Origin of the sequence: Halolamina salina, from assembly GCF_042678005.1 — an archaeon.
Taxonomy (GTDB): domain Archaea; phylum Halobacteriota; class Halobacteria; order Halobacteriales; family Haloferacaceae; genus Halolamina; species Halolamina salina.
On record NZ_JBHUDH010000065.1, the window covers coordinates 1 to 642 of the forward strand.

Genomic DNA, 642 nt, shown 5'->3' on the forward strand with positions numbered 1-642 from the left:
GAGGCGATCGACTTCCGGGCGGTCGCCGGTGCGGGCTACGCGCTGGCCGCGCTGGCGATCCCCGCGCCGACGCTGGACTTCTCCTACCCGTTCGTGTTCTCGGTGCTCGCGGTCGGGATGATCGGCGCCGCCCCTCGGGTCAGGATACCGGACGTGACGGTCGAGCGCCCCGACGCCGTCGGCGCCGCGCTCACGGGACTGGCGGCGGTGACGCTCGCGGGCGCCGCCTACGCCGTCGCGTACGTCGCACTCTAGAGGCCGAGCGCCAGCGGGCCGAGCAACACCCCCATGAGGTACACCCGGCGCGCGCCGATCCGGACCGCGAACAGCCCCACCAGCGTCGCCAACGAGAACACTGCGACCCCCGCGACCCCCGCGAACAGCGTGGCGAGCGCGACGAGCAGACAGAGCACTCCAAGCGCCAGCCGTCGCTGATTCAGCCGTGACACGGCCCGGAACGCCGCGTCGCCCAGCACGCCGACGAGGACGAATCCGACCGCGGCCGCGACGACGACCACCGGCAGCAGCACCGACAGCGAGAGCGGCACCCCCGCGTCGTCGACGGCCACGAGCACGCCCGAGCGGGGCGAGCCGAGCGCGACCAGCGCGAACAGGGCGAACACCGCCGTCGAACTGTTCGCG

The 642-nt window shown here is 73.8% G+C and carries 1 protein-coding gene and 1 pseudogene; one reads left to right on the forward strand and one right to left on the reverse strand.

Annotation, left to right across the window (positions count from 1 at the left end; all coding sequences use genetic code 11):
* Nucleotides 1-255, forward strand: a pseudogene (locus tag ACFR9S_RS07070) (metal-dependent hydrolase); the annotation flags it as partial.
* On the opposite strand, the gene ACFR9S_RS07075 reads toward ACFR9S_RS07070, so the two are convergent.
* On the reverse strand, nt 252-642 hold a 391-nt coding region (locus ACFR9S_RS07075; protein WP_379818340.1), incomplete at its 5' end, for a tripartite tricarboxylate transporter permease. The pseudogene ACFR9S_RS07070 and the gene ACFR9S_RS07075 sit on opposite strands and share 4 nt — an antisense overlap.